The organism is Streptomyces sp. NPDC058008 (assembly GCF_042886395.1).
Classification (GTDB): Bacteria; Actinomycetota; Actinomycetes; order Streptomycetales; family Streptomycetaceae; genus Streptomyces.
Map to the genome: position 1 here is coordinate 121350 of NZ_JBHVQX010000016.1, position 16959 is coordinate 138308.

Here is a 16959-nt window from a genome sequence, read left to right on the forward strand (position 1 = left end):
TCGCCGCTCCTGACGGGTCCGTCCGGGCGGGGAGGCGTCAGCCCCTCGCACCGGGGGCGATGCGGTACAGCACGTTGGGCCGCAGTGGCCCTTCGGGCGCCGTGGGGTCGTCGAAGTCCCCGGACGGATCCCTGGTCATGCCGATCCGGGACATCACCGCCTGCGACCGGAGGTTCGTGGCGGTGGTGACGGCCACGATCTCGGGAAGCCCGAGAGCGCCGAAGCCGTGCGCCAGGACGGCCAGCGCGGCCTCGGTGGCGTATCCGTGGCCCCAGGCCGGGCGGGCGAGCCGCCAGCCGATCTCCACGCCGGTGAACGGCACGCCGTCGTCCACGGCGTCCAGACCGGCGAACCCGATGAACTCGCCCGTGGCCCGCACCTCCACCGCCCACCACCCGTGGCCCCGCTGCTCGAACTCGGCCTCGAACCGCGCCACGGAGGCGTCGCTCTGTTCACGGGTGAGCACGTCGCCCAGGTGTTCCCGGACCTCGGGATCGGCGTTCATCGCCGCCCACGGCGCACGGTCGGAGGCACGCCAGCGGCGCAGGACGAGACGGTCGGTACACAGGTCAGCCATGCCGCCCAGCCAACGTCGGCCCCGCCCACGGGGCAAACCCTTTTCCCGGGGCGACACCGCTCCCTCCTCGACGGCGCAACGGAGCCCCTCGCCCCGTGGGCATACGATGCCGCCCATGACGCAGGACGACGGTGAGCTGGACAGCCTGGTACGCAAGAGGATCCGCGCTCTGCGCGTGGCTCAGGGCTGGTCGCTGGAGGAGCTCGCCGCCCGTGCCCACATCAGCCAGTCCACGCTCTCCCGCATCGAGAACGGCCGGCGCCGCCTCGCGCTGGACCAGCTGGTCACCCTGGCCCGTGCCCTGGACACCTCTCTGGACCAACTGGTGGAGACCGCCTCCGACGACGTCGTCAGCAGTCCCGTGATCGACGCGGCCCACGGGCTGAAGCGGTGGGCCGTCAAGGGCGACCCGGGTATGAGTGTAGTCCGCCAGCGCATGACCGAGCCCCCACCGGACAATCCCGCGCGGATGCGTGCGCACCCCGGCCGGGAATGGCTGGTCGTCCTGTCGGGAACCGCGATCCTCATGCTGGGCCACCGCCGCTTCCGCATCGAGACCGATCAGGCCGCCGAGTTCCCCACCATGCTCCCGCACGCGATCGGCTCCGAGGGCGGACCCTGCGAGATCCTGGGCATCTTCGACCGCGACGCCCGGCGCGGGCACCAGCGGGACGGGGGCGCGGGCGACACCGACAGCGGCCACGGACCGGACGGCTCCCCCGCGTGACCCCGGCCGCACCGGAGACCATGCGCATCCGGCATCCCGCCCGGTCACCTTCTTGCGGATACGGCAAGATCTCGTGCCTCAGACGCACGACCGTCCTAGCGTGGGCGCATGACCCACGCACACCCGCACCCGCCGGACCACAGCGCGCACCACGACCCTGAACACGCCCCCGACCAGCACGGCCAGGCGGACATCCTCGACCTGGACGCGGAGGTCCTCTCCGAGCACATCGCGGCCATCACCGCATGGCTGCCGGTCGGGACGGCACCGCGCGAGATCGTGGACCTGGGCTGTGGCACCGGAACCGGCACCTTCGCCCTCCTCGACAGGTTCCCCGAGGCGCACGTCACCGCTGTCGACTCCTCGGCCGAGCACCTCGACCGCCTGCGGGACAGGGCCGCGGCCGAGGGGGTCAGCGAGCGCGTGAGCACCGTGCGGGCCGACCTCGACGCCGCCGACTGGCCCGACCTCGGCAGGCCCGGCCTCGTCTGGGCGTCCGCCTCGATGCACCACATGGCCGACCCCGGGCGCACACTCCGGGCCGTCCACGACGTAGTCGCGCCGGGCGGCCTGTTCGCCGTGGTCGAGCTGTCGGGCTTCCCCCGCTTCCTGCCCGCGGACGCGCCTGCGGAGCGGCCCGGCCTGGAGGAGCGCTGCCACGCGGCCACCGACCGCTTCCACGCCGCACACGTGCCCCACCGCGGCGCCGACTGGGGACCGATGCTGACCGCCGCCGGGTTCACCCTCGACGGCGAGCGCACGGTGGTGGTGAACATCGACGGCTCCCGCAGCGAGGCGGTCCCCCGCTACGCGCTGAACACGCTGCGCCGGATCCGGGGCGCGGCGGCCGAGTCGCTCCCGCCCGAGGACCTCGCCGCTCTCGACCGGCTTCTCGACCCCGGGAGCCCGCACGGTGTCCTGCGCCGTACCGACCTGACCGTACGCACGGAACGCGCCGTCTGGGCCGCCCGCCGTACACGCTGAACACCCGGCCGCGGCCCTGGCACCGGCACTCTGCGGTGACCCGCGCACGGGCCCCCCGCCCGGCGCACGACGTGTTCCCGTCCCCGGCATCCGCGATACCGGGGACAGGACACGTCCGGGCGGCGACGGGTCAGGAAGCGACGAAGCGCGCCACCTGTCCCAGCACGACGGTGTCGGCCAGGTACCCGATGTGCGTCTGGCAGAGCACGTTGTTGTTCGTCGCGCCGCTCAGCCGGGTGCTGGTGTACGGGAGGATGACGCCGTCGCACGCCGAGTACCAGGTGGCGTACTTGGTGTCGCCGGGCGTCTCGTCACCCGAGGTGATCTGGGAGATGAACGAGGAGCCGGGGTACATCTGCTGGCAGGTCGTGTAGATCAGGCAGGCGCCGGCGTACGTGGTGCCGTGGTTCGCGCCCGCGATCGACGCGAGGTGGCTGACGCTCGTGTTGCCGCCGAGCACCTTCAGGTAGTACTGGCTGACGAGGCCGCCCATCGAGTGGTTGACGATCGCGACCTTGCTCGCTCCGGTCCGCGACTTCACGTTGTTGACGAAGGTGGCCAGCCCCTGGGCGTTGGTGATGTTGTTGCCGTAGGAGTTGTACTCGTACGCGAAGAGCTTGGAGCTGGACCAGCCGTTGAGCTGGAAGACGCTCATGGCGGTGAGCCAGTTGGACGCGCTGCCGGTGTACCCGTGGACGAAGACGACCGGCGTGCTGGTCGACAGGGGCTGGACGGCGGCGGTGGCACGTTCCGCCGGGGCGGCCGCGGTCGGGGCCGCCCCGGCCGTCGACGCCGAGGAGAACAGGGTGAGCGCGACCGTGGCGGCCGCGAGGATGCCGAGGAGCCGGCGGGGGGAACGACGACGCATGGAGCACTCCTGTGGGGATGCGGGATGCGGGTGCCTGACCCGACAAGAGTCGGGCCGCGGGGCACGGGCGCCATCGGCTAATTCACCGGCGTTCGCCGCGCGCCGGGGACGCCCGGTGCGGGGCGGGGCGCCGGCCTCATGGCAGCGGGTCCGCCACCGCGGGCACCGCTCGGCCGGACCGCCCGGTGCGGGCGGACCCCCTCGGGTGTTCCTGAGCGCATACTGGGCCCATGGACTCGTCCACGCCTGCCGCACCCGGCCTGCGGGAGCGGCTCGGCAACGCGGTCTTCGCCCGGGTCGCCGGTCCCGCGGGACCCGAGAACCGTGCCCGCATCCACGGAACTCCCGGGCCGCGCTGGTTCGGTCCCGACCGTCCGATCCGTATCGTCCACGGCGACGCGTCCATGTTCATCGGTGGACTGCGCGCACTCCTGCTCCAGTCCCTGCATCCCCTGGCGATGGCGGCCGTCGCGGCCCACTCCGGCTACCGCGGCGATCCGTGGGGGCGGCTCCAGCGGACCAGTACGTTCCTCGCCGTGACCACCTACGGAACGGCGGACGACGCTCAGCGCGCCGTCGACCGGGTGCGGTCCGTGCACAGCCGGGTGCGCGGGACGACCCCGTCCGGGGAGCCCTACGACGCCGCCGATCCGCACCTCCTCGGCTGGGTGCACGTGGCCGAGGTCGAGAGTTTCCTGATCGCCCACCAGCGCTACGGCGCCCGGCCGCTCGACGCCGCCGGGTACGACGGCTACATCGCCGACACGGCACGGGTGGCGGAGGCGCTGGGGGTCGTCCGTCCCCCGCGCGACCGCGAGGAACTCGTCGCCCGCCTCGGGGCCTACCGGGCTGAGCTGCGCCCGACGAAGGAGGCCCGGGAGGCGGCGCGCTTCATCCTGTTCCACCCGCCGCTCCCGTGGGCCGCCCGTGCGCCCTACGCACTCCTCGCCGCGAACTCCGTTGCAGCGCTCCCGCGTTGGGCGCGTACGTCGCTGGACCTGCCTGGACTGTCCGGCGGGACCGAGGCCTGTCTGAGACCGACCGGGCGGGGGCTGACCGCAGCGATCCGCTGGGCCATGGCCCCGCCCCGTACGGCGCCATGAGACAGCCGGCCGGGGCGCGCCGGCCGCCGGAGACATGTCACGGCGTCACGGGCGGTCCGGGGCGACGGCCTCCAGTTCGGCGACGCTGCCGGACATGATCGTCCGTACGTGCCGGGTGATGTGTTCCAGGGGCCAGTCCCACCAGGCGGTCGCCACCAGGCGTGCGATGTCCTCGTCGCCGTGGCGGCGGCGGACGAGTCGGGCGGGGTTGCCGCCGACGACCCCGTAGTCGGGCACGTTGTCGACGACCACCGCGCCGGACGCGATGATGGCGCCGTGCCCGATCCGGACCCCGGGCATCACGGTCGACCGGTACCCGAACCACACGTCGTTGCCGACGACGGTGTCACCGCGCCCCGGCAGCCCCGTGATGAGGTCGAAGTGCTCGGCCCACGACCCTCCCATGATCGGGAAAGGGAACGTGGAGGCTCCGTCCATACGGTGGTTGGCGCCGTTCATGATGAACCGCACCCCCTCGCCGAGCGCGCAGAACTTCCCGATGACCAGCCTCTCCGGCCCGTAGTGGTAGAGCACGTTGCGGGTCTCGAACGCGGTCGGGTCGTCGGGGTCGTCGTAGTACGAGAAGTCCCCGACCTCGATCAACGGTGAGGTGACGAGCGGTTTCAGCAGCACGACCCGCGGCTGCTCGGGCATGGGGTGCACGACGGTCGGGTCGGCGGGTACGAGGGGCATGGCGTAAGGATTCCTTCGTGAGGTCGGCCTGCACCACGGGCGTCAGGTCGTGGAGGTGGGCTTCGGTACAGCTGTCCGTTCCGGCGCGGGCGCGGTCCGGCCGTCAGGGCACGGTGCGCCGGATCCTCGGGACGGCGGTGAGCGGCGGTCCCCCGGCGTCCCGAACGCGAAGCGCACGGCGCGTGCGTACCCGCCCGCCGCCCGCCTCGCTTCACCCGTGCGCCCCACCACTGGTCCTCGTCCCGGACAGCACGAGCGGGTCACCGGCGGCGGCCGGCCGACCGGCCCGCCTCGTGGCGGTTCCGTCCGTGACCGGCCGCGTGGTGAACGACCGTACCTCTCCCCCGGCCACCCGGTCCGCGCGCCCTCTCAACCGTCTCCGGGGTCAGTCCTGGAGCCCGAAGAAGTGCAGGGGCGAGTTCGGCCGGAAACCGATGCGCGGGTAGACGGGCGCACCGGCCACGGTCGCGTGCAGGGTGGCCCGGCGCAGGCCGGTGGCCCGCGCGCCTTCGTACAGCGCCTTGCGTGTGACCGCCTCGCCGTAACCCCGGCGCTCCCACTCCGGGTCGGTGGCGACGAGCACGACGAACAGGCGGCCGTCCGCCTCCACGGTCGCGGCACACGCCACCGGTACGCCGTCACGCAGGCCGAGGTAGGCGTACACACCGTTCTTCCACAGGGCGGAGCCGGCGAGTCCGTCGCGGCCGTCCTCCGGGGCGAAGCCGTAGGCGCGGGAGTTGAGGTCGGCGTAGTCGCGCAGGTGGTCGTCGGTACGCACCCGGACGAAGGTCAGGTCCGGGTGGGCCGGTTCGTCGGCGGGGAGTGTGTCCGCGGCCATGCCGGTACCCGGGAAGGCGTACTGGAGCCCGGCCTGTTCGGCGGCCGGTACGAGTCCGGCGCGTGCCTCCTCGTCGAGCAGGTCCTCGAAGACCCACAGGAATCCGGACCGCTCCTTCGAGCGCATGATGTCCGCCGCCTGGCTCAGCCGTTGTCCGGTGAGCTTCGCGTCCGCGCCGATGTCGGTCAGTGTGACGCAGTTCCAGAAGGCGAACCGGCTGTCGGCCCAGCGGACGGCGAGACCGGGCAGGTCCCTGACGTCCGCGTCCGCGTCCCGGTCGAGCACCATGGCGCGCCAGACCAGGGCGAGCTGTTCCATCGATTCGATCGGCTCCGCACGATCCGTCACCGGCACTCCAGGGGTTGTTCGAGTAGGCGCGGAGGGACCGGCGTCGGAGCCCGGCCCGCTCGGACGCTGGATCCTAGGCGGCGCTCAGGGAAGTGCGAGGGATCTCGGCCATCTCGGGTGCCGTGTGCTTCCGCCGTACCGCTGCCGGTTCCCGTGCCGCGCGAGCGGTCGGGTCCGGGGAGGAACGGCACCGCCGGGGCGTGGGCACGGCGGCGGGCGCACCGTGACAGCCGCCGTCGGGCACCGGTCCGGGCTCGTGCGTCCCGGTCCCGGTGTCGCTGGGATCGCCGTGCGCAGCCTGCGGACCCTGTCCGGGGATCCGCGGCGTGGGCACGGCGACCGTCAGTTCGTGTAGACCTCGGCTCGGTCGACGCTCACGAACGAGGCGCCCGACCGGTCGTTGCGCTCTCCGGTGACGCGGACGCGCAGGGTGTGACGGCCGGACGGCAGCCGGGGGCTGACGTACTGGAGTGTCTCCCCCGTGCGGAGGGCCGCGTAGTAGTCGAGGCGTTGTTCCGGACCTCCGTCGACGCTCACGGCGGCGATGCCGTTGCCGGTGTCGCGGACCGACAGCAGGGCGATGCGGGTACCGGTGAAGGTGTACGTCGCGGTGTTGCCCGCCCGGTCGCTCCAGTGGTCGTCACCCCAGAAGCACTGGGTGGCGCATCCGGTTCCGGAGTTCCAGGTGCCGGTGTAGGAGACGGTTCCGTCGCCGCTCGAACGTCCGTCGTCGTTGATCCAGTAGGTGCCGGAACCCGGGTCGCCCGAGGGCAGGTCCTGGGTGGCTCCGAGTGCGAGGGGACGGCCGAGGTCGGGGCTGCCGTCGGCCTTCCAGGTGAACTTCTGCGCGCGGGTGGTGCGGTTGGAGTAGGTGTAGTCGGACGTCGTCTTGGCGTGGTAGACGATCCAGTCCTCGGTGCCGTCGGGTGAGCGGAAGAAGGCGTGGTGGCCCGGCCCGTACACTCCCCGGTCGTCGGCGCGGGAGAACACCGCGCCGGAGTGCTGCGTCCAGTTGGCCGGGACAAGGGGGTCGGCGGCCGAGGGCAGGGACATCATCCGGATCTGGTAGTCGGGCTTGCCGGTGTCGCAGGCGGAGTAGGTCATCCAGGTCCGGCCGTTCCGGTAGAGGAACTCGGGCCCTTCACGCACCTCGGGGCAGCCTCCGGCCGCGTCGAAGGCGACCGCGTTGCCGGAGACGGTGTACGGGTCGGACATCGGGGCGATGTTGAGGCCGTTGTGCTGGTACTGGTTGATACCGCTGTAGGCCAGGTAGAGACGGCCGTTGTGCTGGAGGATTCCGGCGTCGATGGCGAAGTCGTTCGCGTGGTTGGGCGGCGCGAGCTTGGCCTTGAAGTGATAGGGGCCGGCCGGGTCGTCGCGGTCGGACTCCAGGACGTACAGCCGGTGGTGGTCGTCGACGCCGTCGTCGGCGGTGTAGTAGAGGTACCAGCGGTCGCCGAACCTGTAGAACTCCGGGGCCCAGATGTCGCGGTTGCGGGAGGGGTCGGAATCGGTCCAGACGGTGACCGGATCCGAGGTGAGCAGGGTGCCCAGCGAAGGCGAGCGCCACATGCGGACGCTGTCGCCCTGGGTGGCGGTCAGGTAGTACATCCCGTTCCAGTGGGTCATGAACGGGTCGGGGCCGGTGTTCAGCGGATTGCGGAAGGTACCGGCAGCGGCGGCGGGCGCCGGTGCGGCAGCGCGCGTGTCCCCCGCCGACGCTTCGGGCGCACCGCCCAGGAGACCGATCAGCAGGGCGAGGAGCGCGGCCACGACTGCGTACGCATGGCGAGGGACCGGACGGCGGGGAAGCGTGTGGGGGGCGCGCATGGAGGACTCCTTAGGCGGGAGAAGCTCGTTCCAACTCTGGAGGCGCTGGGCCATTACAACGATGTAACGGCGAGGGGACACGCTAGGGAAGGCTTCTGACGGTGTCAACGGAGCACGCGGGAACGGCAGGAGCCGGCCGCAGGCCCCCCGTCCGGCGTGTCGTGGCGCGTCCGAGGGCCGGGGCGTCGGACGCGTCACGACACGCCGGACGGGGGGCTGATCGCCGCCCCTCGGCGTTCAGCCCCCTCCCGGATGCCGCGGCTTCCCCTCGGCGCGGGCCCGTCCCGGATCCGTTCTAGCGGGGACCTTCGGCCACCGGCAGATGGTCGGCCAGGTCACCGGGGGCGTCGCCCGCCACCTGCGCCCGGCACCAGAAGAGCAGCGCGATGCCCAGGGCCCCGGGGTCCGGTGAGCCGATGGCCCTCTCGCCGACGTACGACGCGCGCCCCCGGCGGGCGCGGAGGGCTGCGGTGCCTCGGGCGCCTTCGAGCGCCGCCTCCGCCACGCCCTTCGGGTCCGCGCCCGCCTCCAGGGCGTCCCGGGCCGGGACGAGCGCGTCGACCATGGTCCGGTCGCCGGGCTGCGCCTCCCCGACGCGCTGGATGGCGGCCAGCCCCTCCTGGACGCCCGTCCGCCACGCCTCGTGGTCGTCGTCCGGGTGGGCGGTGTGGGCCCGGGCGATCTCCTGGAACAGCAGCCCCATGAGCGGACCGCTGGTACCGCCGACCTCGTCGAGGAAGACCTCCGCGGCCACGTCGAAGGGCGGCTCGTCGGGCCGGTCCTCCAGGGCGGAGGTGACGAGGCCGAGCCCGTCGCGCAGGTTGTCGCCGAAGTCACCGTCGCCGGAGATCTGGTCGAGGGCGGTGAGCGCCGGGTGGGCGGTACGGGCCGCCCGGGCGAAGGCGGTCAGGACGAGCCGTGCGTCGCTGGTCATCGGGTGGACTCCGATACGGGGAAGGCCGGGGTGAGGGCGGGGGCGTGCCAGTAGGGGTGCCAGTCGTCGCGCAGGGCCGTGAGGGTGATCGAGAATCCGCTCATGTCCAGGGCGGGGACGAAGGTGCCGACCAGCCGGCCGGTCACGTCCAGACCGTGCTGCTCCAGCAGGCCGGTGACCCGGGAGTGGACGGCCTGAAGCTCCAGCAGGGTGGTCGCGCCGAGACCGTTCACCAGGAGCAGTACGGAGCCGGTGGTCGTCGGCAGGGTGTCGAGGAGCTGCCGTGTCATACGGTCGACGAGGGCTTCGAATCCGGGGTGCACCAGCGTGGAGACGGCGCGCTCGCCGTGGATGCCCACACCGTACTCGAGTGTTCCGTCGGGCAGCTCGAAGGCGTCGCCGCCCCCCGAGAACGACGTCTGGGCACGGGAGGCGACCGCGAGACTGCGTGAGGCCGCCGCGAACTCCTCCCCGAGGACGGCGAGTTCGTCGAGTCCGAGGCCGGTGTCCGCGGCGCCGCCCAGGAGCTTCTCCACCAGCACGGTGGCTCCCGTGCCGCGCCGCCCCGTCTCCGTCTCGGCGCTGTCGGTGGCGAGGTCGTCGTCGACCAGGACGCGGCGTACGGGGATGCCGTCGGCGCGCAGGCGCTCGGCCGCGATGCCGAAGTTGATGCGGTCGCCCGTGTAGTTCTTGACGATGTGCAGCACACCGTCCTCCCCGGCGGCGTCCCTGGACGCTTCGAGGATCTGCCGGTTGTGCGGGGAGGCGAAGATCCGTCCCGGGACGGCGGCGTCCAGCATGCCGGCACCGACGAATCCCGTGTGGAGGGGCTCGTGACCGGAACCGCCGCCGGAGACGAGTCCCACCCGGCGCCCGGGGTGCCGCTGCCGGGCGGCGACGTACAACGGGTCCTCGTTGAGCCGGAGCAGGCCGGGATGGGACAGCACCAGACCGCTCAGGGCGTGCTCGACGGCGTGGTCGGCGGGCAGGAACAGACGCTTCACGAAACCTGGGTCCTTTCGGGGCTTGCAGAGCTTTCGGGGTGGAGCGGGGCGGTCACCGCGCCGGGGGCGGCACCCGCCTCGCCCTGCCGGAGGCGGGTGGCCGCCAGGCCGGAGACGACAGCCACTCCGACGCAGTAAGCGATCAGCCAGGACCAGTGGCCGTCGCCGACGGCCAGGAGCGCCGTGCCGATGAGCGGGGAGAGCCCGCCGCCGAGGGTGGCGCCGATCTGCTGGGTGACCGAGAGGCCTGTATAGCGCACGTTGACCGGATAGAGGTTGGAGAACAGGGCACCCTGGGCTCCGTACATCGCCGCGTGCCCGATACCGAGTCCCAGGGTCATGCCCAGGGTGTATGCCCAGAAGTGGCCGGTCTGCATCAGCAGGAAGAAGGGCAGGGCGAGCACGGCCTGGAAGAGGGCGCCGGCGACGTACACCTTGCGGCGGCCCACCCGGTCGGAGAGGGAGCCGAAGAAGGGCAGGGTGAGGCACTCCACGGCGCAGGCGATCAGCACGGCCAGCAGTACCGGGCCCTTGGGCAGGTCGAGCTCGGTGGTGACGTAGGTGATCGCGACGACGTAGTAGATGTTGAACAGGCCGCTCTCGGCGATCTTGGCGAGCACGGAGAGGACGACGGTGCGGGTGCGGCGGGTGAGGACCTCCCGCACGGGCAGGCTGCGCACCTCGCGGTCCTGCCGCATCCGGACGAACTCGGGGCTCTCCGTGACGTGCAGCCGCATCCACACGCCGACGCCGACGAGGAGGACGCTGGCCAGGAAGGGCAGACGCCAGGCCCAGGAGTCGTACGCGCCCGGGGGGAGCACGTTGTCCAGCACGGTCACCAGGCCGACGGGGATGAGTACGCCGGCCGGGGTACCGATGTGGACCAGTGAGGTGAAGAACCCCTGCCGGGAGGGCGGGCTGTACTCCAGAGCCATGAGGACGCCGCCTCCGTACTCACCGCCCATGCCCAGGCCCTGGACCAGTCGGATGAGGACCAGCAGGAGGGGGGCGGCGATGCCGATGCTGTCGTAGGAGGGCAGCAGGCCGATCGCGAAGGTGCCCAGCCCCATCATCAGCATGGTCGTGATGAGGACGTTCTTGCGTCCGATGCGGTCGCCGAAGTGGCCGAAGATGATCCCTCCGAGCGGGCGGGCCGCGTAGCCGACGAAGTACGTGGCGAAGGCCGCGAGGGTGCCGACCAGCGGGGACGCGTCGGGGAAGAAGACCTTGTCGAAGACCAGGGCCGCAGTCGTCGCGTAGAGGGTGAAGTCGTAGTACTCGACGGTGGTGCCCAGCGCGCTTGCGGTCACGACTTTGCGCAGGGACGCCCGTGCTTCGGGCGTGGAGGCCGGTTCGGGCATGCTCGCTCCATTGCGATGGCGGCTCGGACGACGCGGCCGGCGCTCCCGACGGCTGCTGGCGGGTGCTCAGCGGTGTCCGGAAAGCGACGGTACCCCTGACGGGACCGCGTGCTAACATCTGATGCATCAGACATTACATTCGCAGTCTGGGCGCGGCAATACCCCTGGAGGACACGTGAAGGACATACAGCTCGGCGGGATGATCTCCACCGTGGTCACGCCGTTCGACGCGCAGGACGAGGTGGATCTGGACCTGCTGCGCGGCGAGGTGAAGTACCTGCTCGCCCAGGGCGTGACCGCCATCTGTGCCTGCGGGAGCACCGGCGAGGGGCAGACGCTCTCGCTGGAGGAGAGCGTGGCGATCTGCGAGGTCGTCGTCGACGAGGTCGCCGGCCGGGTCCCGGTGATCGGCGGGGTCATCCAGAACTCGACGGCCCAGGCCAAGCGCTACTCGCTCGCCCTGAAGGCGGCCGGGGTGGACGCGCTCCAGGTCACGCCCGTGCACTACGTCTTCGCACCCTCCCCCGAGGAGACCGTCGCGCACTACCGCGAGATCGGCGAGGCCGCGGACCTGCCGATCGTCCTCTACAACGTGGTCCCCTGGGCGCTGGTCCCGGTGGACACCCTGGAGATGCTGCGCGATGTCCCCCAGGTGGTCGCCGTGAAGCAGTCGGGTGGCGACATCCACCTTCTGGCGGACCTGCTGCACCGGCTGCGTGACCGGTTCACCGTGCTCGCCGCCCTGGACGACCTGCACTACCCGGCGTTCGTGATGGGCGCGCACGGCGCGCTGGCCGCCATCCCGACCGTCACGCCCCGGCTGAGCGTCGAGCTCTGGGACGCCGTGCAGGCCGGGGACCACGCCAAGGCCCTCGAACTGCACGAGCGGATCCTGACGGTGTGGCGGGCCATCGACGCCCCCAACCTGCCCGCGACGCTGAAGGCCGCCCTGGAGCTGCTGGGCAGGTCGCCGGGCCTGCCGCGCCGGCCGTTCGCGCCCGCTTCCGAGAGCGAGCGCGAACGCATCAGGACCGCTCTGCGAGCGGCTAACCTGATCGACTGAACACCTTTCCGTCGGGAACGTCACCGCGGCGATCGTCCGGGACGAGTCGTCCAGGAAGAGCAGAGAGAGAGTCATGGCCACCACGTCCGCCAGCGGCCGTCGCGGGAGCAACCCCCTGGTCGTGGAGTCGATCTCCGAACAGCTCCACTCGATCCTCTGCGAGCGGATCACCACGGGTGTGTACGCGCCCGGCTCCCGGCTCGACCCGCAGGCGATCGCCGCCGAGTTCGGCGTGTCGCGCACCCCGGTGCGCGACACGCTGGTGCGCCTGGAGCACGACCGGCTGGTCGAGACGCGCCCCAGGTCGGGGACCTTCGTGACCCGGCCGTCCCGTCAGGACGTCCACGAGGTGTGCCAGCTGCGCAAGGCACTCGAATGGCTCGCGACCGGCGTCGCCGCCGAGGCGATGCCGCTGGAGCAGATCACCGATCTGCGCGCGGAGGCCGTCACGGCGATGCGCGCCGCCGAACGGGGTGACTACGAACCGTTCTTCGCGAGTGACACCCGCATCCACCGCGAGATCATCGCGGCCACCGGCAACACCCGGCTGATCACCGCACGCGAGTCGGTCGAGCCGTTCGTCTACTGGCTGCGCGTCCTGGGCGCCACCGGCCCGCACCGGCTCGCCGGCTCCACCCGGCGGCACCTGGAGATCCTGGACGCCATGGCCACGCGTGACGTCGCGGGGGCGCAGGAGGCGGCGGCGCTGCACCTCGTCGAGGTCGAGGAGTGGACGCTGGCCGACATGGCCTCCCACTCCATCGTCACCTGAGCGTCCGAGGCCCGTCGCGGGCGAAGCGGGCGCCGGGGGCTCCGCCATCGGCCGATGGCACCCGGGCGGCGGCGTTCCACGACCGTGCCCGAGCTCGCGGCGGTTCCGGCGGGGTGCACCACGGATACGGCACACCGCGCCGGAGCCCACGACCGGGCCGACCGCCGAGGCGTACGGACCACCGGCGCGGAGGACCTCCGGGGCGGTCGGCAAGGAGCCACCGGGGGCTGCGGGACGGGGCCGATGACCGTCGCGGGGTGCCGGACGGCGTGCGGGGCCACCGGCGATGGTCGGTGCCCTCCGTGCGCGGGGGCGGGTGTCGCGGCCCGTTCCGTACCCTGGGTGCATGCGCATGCGCCCGACTCTGAGCTGGACCCCCACCGGGGACCCGTCGCCCGGCACGACGGATCTGGAGCCGGTCACCGAAGCGCTGGGCGCCGGCGGTGTGCTGGTGCTCAGCGGGGCGGGCATCTCCACCGAGTCGGGCATCCCCGACTACCGGGGCGAGGGCGGGAGCCTGAGCCGGCACACTCCGATGACCTACCAGGACTTCACCGCGGACGCCCACGCCCGGCGCCGGTACTGGGCGCGCAGCCACCTGGGCTGGCGTACCTTCGGCCGTGCCCGCCCCAACGCCGGGCACCGGGCCGTGGCCGCGTTCGGGCGCGGCCGGCTGCTCTCCGGGGTGATCACGCAGAACGTCGACGGCCTGCACCAGGCGGCCGGCAGCGAGGGCGTCGTGGAGCTCCACGGGAGCCTGGACCGGGTCGTGTGCCTTTCCTGCGGCGACTTCAGCCGGCGGCGGGAGCTCGCCCGGCGGCTGGAGGAGGCCAACCCGGGCTTCCGTCCGGTGGCCGCCGTGATCAACCCCGACGGCGACGCCGATCTCACCGACGAACAGGTCGGGGACTTCCGGGTGGTGCCCTGCACGGTCTGCGGCGGCATCCTCAAACCGGACGTGGTGTTCTTCGGTGAGGCCGTGCCCCCGCAGCGCGTGGAGCACTGCCGTGAGCTGGTCCGTGCGGCGTCGTCGCTGCTGGTCCTGGGTTCCTCGCTGACGGTGATGTCCGGGCTCCGGTTCGTCCGCCAGTCGGCCGAGGCGGGAAAGCCGGTGCTGATCGTGAACCGGGACGTGACCCGGGGCGACCGGCACGCCGTCACCCGCGTCGCGCTCCCGCTGGGCGCGGCCCTGGCCACCGTGGCGGGCCGGCTCGGCCTCGCCGTCGACGACGAGGCGTCAGCGCCCGGGTGAGACCGGGCGCGTTCGTCACCGGAAGACGCTCGCCGGCCACCTGACGGGGGCGCCCCCACGGCGCCGGGGACCCGGAGGCGTCGCGCGCACGTCCCGTCGGCCCGGCGGGCCGTGCACATGCCCGCTGTCCGGAGGCCGCCGCACACCTCCGCCGGGTCCGGGGGCCGCCGTGTGCACGCCCGCCGGTCGGTGAGCCACCACGGGTAAGCACGCGGGTCAGGGGGGCTCTGCACCCGCACCCGCGGTGCGGGACTCACCTCACCGACTCACCGACGGGGGATCGTGCCTGGCCCGGTGTTCGGCTGCGGCGATGCCCGGAAGGACGACGTCGCGATGGCTGATCTCGACCTCGCACCCGTGGAAGTGCTGCTCGGCGAACATGTGGGTGAGGAGCGGGCCTGTGGCCTCGCTCGCGTACGCCTTCCTCCGGTGGTCGCGGGAGATCCCGATGCCCGTCCTGGAGCGCCCCGCTCGGCTGCCGGTCTCCCCGACCGTCACGGTCCCCGCGAACGAGCGGTCGGCCGGCGCTCCACGACCAGCGCGGGAACACCTCACCGCCCGGGGGACGCGCGGCACGTTCGTCGGTCCGGATCCGGAAGCTCTCGTCGGAGCGCGGGGGCTCGACCGGATCGGCGTCGCGGGCGTCGGCGGTGTCCGGGCCAGGTCGCGGAAGCCCGTCCGGTCCCCGGGTTCGACGCCCCGGAGGCGCACCTTCCGCCCGGTCCACAGGTCACTCACGACACCTGCCCCTCCGGTCGGTCGCAGGCTCGTACGGCCCGGCGCCCCGCATGTCGCGCGGCGGCGAACGGCACGGAGGACGGTCGCCTTCCCGGCGGATCACCCGGTACGGGGACGGCTCCGGGCCGCGGACAGGATGCCGCCTTTTCACCGCAGGACGGCAAGGCGATGAACGCACCTCCTTTACGGTGTCGAAACCTCTGAAATACCTCAGATTTGTTTTCGCAAGGTAGGGCGCGCTGCCAGAATCGCAGGGTTCCTGATCATGCACCCGCCGAGCCATCGCCGGGTGCCTCCCCCCACGGGACCAGCGGGAACCGACCATCTCCCCCTCACAAAGGCGACCCCCCTCCATGAGTGACGGCGGCATCACAGCAGCCGGTCGGCTCGGCGCCGACACACCGGCGACGAGCTCCCCCCACGTGGACGCCGGCGACGCCGGTTACAAGAAGGACCTCAAGTCCCGCCACATCAACATGATCGCCATCGGCGGTGCGATCGGCACCGGGCTCTTCCTGGGCGCGGGCGGACGTCTCGCCGACGCCGGGCCCTCGCTCGCCATCGCCTACGCCGTCTGCGGCGTCTTCGCCTTCTTCGTCGTACGAGCCCTGGGTGAGCTGATCCTCTACCGCCCGTCGTCCGGGGCCTTCGTCTCCTACGCCCGTGAGTTCATGGGCGAGAAGGGGGCCTTCGCCGCCGGCTGGCTGTACTTCCTCAACTGGTCGACCACCGCTATCGCGGACATCACCGCGGCGGCGACGTACGCCCACTTCTGGGGCATGTTCAGCGACATCCCGCAGTGGATCCTCGCGCTGATCGCCCTGGCCGTGGTCCTCACGGCCAACCTCATCTCGGTGAAGTACTTCGGCGAGATGGAGTTCTGGTTCGCGATCATCAAGGTGGCGGCCCTCGTCGCCTTCATGCTGATCGGCATCTTCCTCGTCGTCACCCGGCATCCGGTGGACGGCCACACCCCGGGCCTGTCCACCGTCTCGGACACCGGTGTCTTCCCCCTCGGCACGCTTCCGATGCTGCTCGTGATCCAGGGGGTCGTGTTCGCCTACGCCTCCGTCGAGCTGTGCGGCGTCGCGGCCGGTGAGACCGAGAACCCCGAGAAGATCATGCCCCGCGCGATCAACTCCATCATGTGGCGGGTGGGACTGTTCTACGTCGGCTCGGTGGCCCTGCTCGCGCTGCTGCTGCCCTACACCGCGTATTCGGGGGACCAGAGCCCGTTCGTCACGGTCATGGACAAGCTCGGTGTGCCGGGTGCGGCCGGGGTCATGAACCTCGTGGTGCTGACCGCAGCCCTGTCGAGCCTGAACTCCGGCCTGTACTCCACCGGCCGCATCCTACGCTCCATGGCGCTGTCGGGATCGGCACCCCGCTTCACCGGCCTGATGAACAAGGGGCAGGTCCCCTACGGCGGCATCCTGCTGACCGCCGGCTTCGGGGTGCTGGGCGTCGGGCTGAACTACGTGGTGCCCGGCCAGGCGTTCGAGATCGTGCTGAACTTCGCGTCGATCGGGATCCTCGGGACCTGGGGCATGATCATGCTCTGTTCCCTGGTGTTCTGGTACCGCTCGCAGGACGGCCGGGTCACCAGGCCCGCCTACCGCCTGCCGTGGGCCCCGTACACCCAGATCGTCACCCTGGTGTTCCTCGTGGGCGTGGTGTTCCTCATGTGGTGGGGCGGCGGTGTCGGCCGGACGACCGTGATGCTCCTGCCGGTGATCGCGGCGGCACTGGTCGGCGGCTGGTTCCTCGTGCGCGGCCGGGTTCACGCGATGGCGCGGGCCCGGCAGGACGGCTGACCCCTCCCCCTCACGGGCCCGGAGACGGTTCCGTACGCCGGCCGACGTGTGCG

At 72.1% G+C, this 16959-nt stretch carries 16 protein-coding genes; 7 read left to right on the plus strand and 9 right to left on the minus strand.

All coding sequences use genetic code 11. From position 1 onward, the window contains the following. Nucleotides 1-37: 37 nt before the first annotated feature. On the minus strand, nt 38-577 hold the full coding sequence (locus ACFVS9_RS18130) for a GNAT family N-acetyltransferase (RefSeq protein ID WP_383112866.1): 540 nt from the start codon (nt 575-577) through the stop codon (nt 38-40). Between the two features lie 115 nt (nt 578-692). Between ACFVS9_RS18130 and ACFVS9_RS18135 the strand changes: the two genes are divergently transcribed. Together ACFVS9_RS18135 and ACFVS9_RS18140 are read left to right on the plus strand one after the other, a co-directional pair. Then, nucleotides 693-1304 (plus strand): helix-turn-helix domain-containing protein, encoded by a 612-nt coding sequence (locus tag ACFVS9_RS18135; RefSeq protein WP_383112865.1) that lies wholly within the window; start codon nt 693-695, stop codon nt 1302-1304. Between the two features lie 108 nt (nt 1305-1412). Continuing rightward, nucleotides 1413-2288 (plus strand): class I SAM-dependent methyltransferase, encoded by an 876-nt coding sequence (locus ACFVS9_RS18140; RefSeq protein WP_389933454.1) that lies wholly within the window; start codon nt 1413-1415, stop codon nt 2286-2288. Between the two features lie 130 nt (nt 2289-2418). Here ACFVS9_RS18140 and ACFVS9_RS18145 read toward each other — a convergent pair whose 3' ends face one another. Then, on the minus strand, nt 2419-3156 hold the full coding sequence (locus tag ACFVS9_RS18145; RefSeq protein ID WP_383112863.1) for an esterase/lipase family protein: 738 nt from the start codon (nt 3154-3156) through the stop codon (nt 2419-2421). A gap of 230 nt (nt 3157-3386) precedes the next feature. On the opposite strand from ACFVS9_RS18145, the gene ACFVS9_RS18150 reads away from it, so the two are divergent. Next, nucleotides 3387-4259 (plus strand): oxygenase MpaB family protein, encoded by an 873-nt coding sequence (locus ACFVS9_RS18150; RefSeq protein ID WP_389933457.1) that lies wholly within the window; start codon nt 3387-3389, stop codon nt 4257-4259. 45 nt (nt 4260-4304) lie between these two features. On the opposite strand, the gene ACFVS9_RS18155 is transcribed toward ACFVS9_RS18150, so the two are convergent. The 6 genes from ACFVS9_RS18155 to ACFVS9_RS18180 form a co-directional block, all read right to left on the minus strand. Further along, nucleotides 4305-4952 carry a CatB-related O-acetyltransferase gene (locus ACFVS9_RS18155; RefSeq protein ID WP_389933460.1) on the minus strand — a complete coding sequence of 216 codons (648 nt, stop codon included), beginning with the start codon at nt 4950-4952 and terminating at the stop codon, nt 4305-4307. A 385-nt stretch (nt 4953-5337) separates the two neighbouring features. Continuing rightward, nucleotides 5338-6138, minus strand: coding sequence for a GNAT family N-acetyltransferase (locus ACFVS9_RS18160; protein ID WP_389933463.1), 801 nt, complete (start codon nt 6136-6138; stop codon nt 5338-5340). Nucleotides 6139-6480: 342 nt separating this feature from the next. Beyond that, complete coding sequence (locus tag ACFVS9_RS18165; RefSeq protein WP_389933466.1) at nt 6481-7968, minus strand: glycoside hydrolase family 43 protein; 1488 nt, start codon at nt 7966-7968, stop codon at nt 6481-6483. A 295-nt stretch (nt 7969-8263) separates the two neighbouring features. Beyond that, nucleotides 8264-8902 (minus strand): DAK2 domain-containing protein, encoded by a 639-nt coding sequence (locus tag ACFVS9_RS18170; protein WP_383117819.1) that lies wholly within the window; start codon nt 8900-8902, stop codon nt 8264-8266. Beyond that, a complete protein-coding gene (locus ACFVS9_RS18175; RefSeq protein ID WP_383117820.1) occupies nt 8899-9906 on the minus strand; it encodes a dihydroxyacetone kinase subunit DhaK in 1008 nt (335 codons plus the stop codon). The genes ACFVS9_RS18170 and ACFVS9_RS18175 overlap by 4 nt, the downstream gene beginning before the upstream one ends. Continuing rightward, nucleotides 9903-11267: an MFS transporter gene (locus ACFVS9_RS18180; RefSeq protein ID WP_389933470.1), complete on the minus strand. Its 1365-nt coding sequence runs from the start codon at nt 11265-11267 to the stop codon at nt 9903-9905. The genes ACFVS9_RS18175 and ACFVS9_RS18180 overlap by 4 nt, the downstream gene beginning before the upstream one ends. Before the next feature lie 175 nt (nt 11268-11442). On the opposite strand from ACFVS9_RS18180, the gene ACFVS9_RS18185 reads away from it, so the two are divergent. The 3 genes from ACFVS9_RS18185 to ACFVS9_RS18195 all read left to right on the plus strand — a co-directional run bounded on the left by ACFVS9_RS18185 (nt 11443) and on the right by ACFVS9_RS18195 (nt 14354). After that, a complete protein-coding gene (locus tag ACFVS9_RS18185; protein ID WP_383117822.1) occupies nt 11443-12330 on the plus strand; it encodes a dihydrodipicolinate synthase family protein in 888 nt (295 codons plus the stop codon). 73 nt (nt 12331-12403) lie between these two features. Beyond that, entirely contained in the window at nt 12404-13102 is a 699-nt protein-coding gene (locus ACFVS9_RS18190; RefSeq protein WP_383117823.1) for a GntR family transcriptional regulator, read from the plus strand. A gap of 346 nt (nt 13103-13448) precedes the next feature. After that, nucleotides 13449-14354 carry an NAD-dependent protein deacetylase gene (locus ACFVS9_RS18195; protein WP_383117824.1) on the plus strand — a complete coding sequence of 302 codons (906 nt, stop codon included), beginning with the start codon at nt 13449-13451 and terminating at the stop codon, nt 14352-14354. Between the two features lie 258 nt (nt 14355-14612). Here ACFVS9_RS18195 and ACFVS9_RS18200 read toward each other — a convergent pair whose 3' ends face one another. Further along, complete coding sequence (locus ACFVS9_RS18200) at nt 14613-14852, minus strand: hypothetical protein (protein ID WP_389933474.1); 240 nt, start codon at nt 14850-14852, stop codon at nt 14613-14615. A gap of 593 nt (nt 14853-15445) precedes the next feature. Between ACFVS9_RS18200 and ACFVS9_RS18205 the strand changes: the two genes are divergently transcribed. Further along, a complete protein-coding gene (locus ACFVS9_RS18205; RefSeq protein WP_383117826.1) occupies nt 15446-16906 on the plus strand; it encodes an amino acid permease in 1461 nt (486 codons plus the stop codon). Nucleotides 16907-16959: the final 53 nt, after the last annotated feature.